The sequence below is a fragment of the Cognatiluteimonas telluris genome, assembly GCF_011320095.1.
GTDB lineage: Bacteria > Pseudomonadota > Gammaproteobacteria > Xanthomonadales > Xanthomonadaceae > Cognatiluteimonas > Cognatiluteimonas telluris.
Window position 1 is genome coordinate 1 of the sequence record NZ_JAANOY010000069.1, and the last position, 2430, is coordinate 2430.

Sequence of the window (2430 nt, forward strand, 5' to 3'; positions counted from 1 at the left end):
GTTGGTCGCTGGCATGGCCAGGCATTCGGGCAATTGAACCATCAACCAAAGCCGCCGCATGGGCCGCCCGGCTAGGCAACCCGATGCATGAAGCTGAGATTGAGACTGATCGCTTCCGAATCAACCTGATCTTCCACAGTTTGCGGTGGGCCAAGGTCAGCGATGAGACATCCACAGTTTCAAGCGTCGTTATCCCGCTCTCCTCGCAAGGGAGCTAACAATTCAATCAAGCCGAACCCGCTTCGCGGGTCGGCTTATTTCAGGTGTTAGGCTGCATGATCGAGTTAACCGATGACCTACTAAGAAAAAGCGCCCGCGTCACAGCATTCTGTGATCGGATTGGCTTCGCCGTCTGGCAGCTTCAAGATCTAGAAACTGTTTGTGCCAAATATTTGATGCTCAGAACGTGCATCAAAGAGGGTGTCACAGAAAACGACTATGACGATCTTGTAGCTAAAGCACTTGGCAAGCCATTCGGCGCAACCTTACGAGCAGCAGCTGAAGCCAACGTATTTAGCGGAGCACTACAGACACGATTCAAAGAAATCTTGTCGGAGCGCAATTGGCTCATTCACAAGTCACGCCTGGATAATCGAGCTGCCTTTTATTCCGATTCGGCGGCCCATGACCTAATCCAACGCATTGACCTAATCTCTGCAGGAGTGCGTGAGCTGATGATCGAGATCGACAAACTAATAGACAGTGATGCCATCGAAAGCGGAATCGATCTTGCTGATCTTGGCCGACGGACAGATGAAATGTTGAGTACGTGGCATGCAGCCTAACAATTCATTCAAGCCGAACACGCTTCGTTACAGCAAATGCGGCACAAACAGCGTGCCACATTTGCTTCCACTACGCGTGTCGGCTTAATTCAGGTGTTAGACCCGGCATGAGACTCTAAGGCGCATGGACGAGCAGGATCCGAGACTTCGAAACATCTGGAAGCAGCGGGAAATACCGGTCGTATTTCGGCAGGCTCGGCCCAAACCATTGCTAGTTCGTTTGCCCTTCTTAAATGACAACTATGCTTGGTTGAGAGGCGAGAACAAGCGCAAGCCGAAATGGAACAGCCAACATATTGCTTGGGAGGTTCCGATCGCTTGGTTCGATGAATTAATCCACCGGCTCCTCAAAAGACACGGCAGGGTTTATGTCATTCAGCTCCATAATGAGATGCAGAAATGTGCGCCCGCTTGCTGGAACGCAGAGGGATTTCATTGCGAGTGTTCTTGCTTGGGAGCCAACCATGGGACTGGCCATCCTGGAGCCACTTGGCATGAGATTGCGGAGACATTTGCGTTTAGCTGGGGCCCGCGACAGTACGCTTGCCGACTCATCGTCGCGTCAAACAGCTCGCTGCCAGCCTAACAATTCATTCAAGCCGAACTTGCTTCGTTCCAGCAAAAGGCGGCTAGGTAAAGCGTAGCCGCCTTTCGCTTCCACTACGCAAGTCGGCTTAATTCAGGTGTTAGGTTCTGCAGGAGAGTCAATGGATACTCAGTGCCCAAACTGCGGCTCCGGCGCAACCAAGTCCAGGATTGCCGCTCACGAGCTAGGAACTCGAGAGAGCCGGGTTAGGCGCTCCTACAGCGGCATGTCCTTCGGGCGCAGGGCTGGCTTCTTCTTCGGCAGCTCTCGATCGCGTGGATCATCCCAGTCGTTATTTGCCAAACGGGCTGGTCCGACCGAGTCTTCGCTTCTAGCGGTCTTGCTTTTAGGCGCAATTATCGCGCTCGCCTTAAAGCACTACTCATTTGCGTTCGCACTCTTCGCAATCTTAATTCTGGCTTTATTCGCCACCCGCGGATCGGGCGATTCCTATCTAACCGAATGGATTTGCATGAAATGCGGCTCTACATTCTCGCCGCGCTCCGCTGACGCTAACGCTTCACGTCAAACTTCAGCGTCTGCCGCGCCATTTCAAAATCCTGCCTTCCGTACCCAACCAGGTGGTTCGACAAAGCAATGTTCTATATGCGGTCGTTATCGGCCTGCTACAGACTTCGCATACGGAAACCGCGAGAATCGATCGTATTGTTCGTCGTGTAGCTCCGAAGAAAAGGCCGCGTATCGTGCTGGCGGAGCTGCTGGAGCAAGGAGATTTCGAGACGGGCGGCGCGCTACATGGCGCAAAACCTAACAATTCATTCAAGCCGAACATGCTTCGTTCCAGCAAAAGGCGGCACTGAAAAGCGTGCCACCTTTTGCCTCCACTACGCATGTCGGCTTAATTCAGGTGTTAGGCCGCTAAGAGCGGGCCCGCTGCGGCCATTCGGCAGTTCGGGTTGCTCGCTTCGCCCAGCATCTTGTCGCTTTCGTCCACCCTCTTCGGTCGCGCTTGGAGTCATCTAAGCGGCGCTCGGATTTCCACGCGGCAGTATTGGCGGCCGAACCTGCTGGCGGCATCTGCGTCGGGCGCTCGCAACT

The 2430-nt window shown here is 53.7% G+C and carries 2 protein-coding genes; both read left to right on the plus strand.

The window, feature by feature from the left end:
- A partial coding sequence (locus G7B67_RS13340) for a YxiG-like protein (protein ID WP_207780943.1) occupies positions 1–218 on the plus strand: 218 nt, incomplete at its 5' end.
- Positions 219–275: 57 nt separating this feature from the next.
- Entirely contained in the window at positions 276–785 is a 510-nt protein-coding gene (locus tag G7B67_RS12920) for a hypothetical protein (protein WP_166213074.1), read from the plus strand.
- Positions 786–2430: the final 1645 nt, after the last annotated feature.

What these genes read in the sequence shown, in the direction of transcription:
- G7B67_RS12920 (WP_166213074.1), top strand. Translation starts at nt 276, where the DNA reads ATGATCGAGTTAACCGATGACCTACTAAGAAAAAGCGCCCGCGTCACA.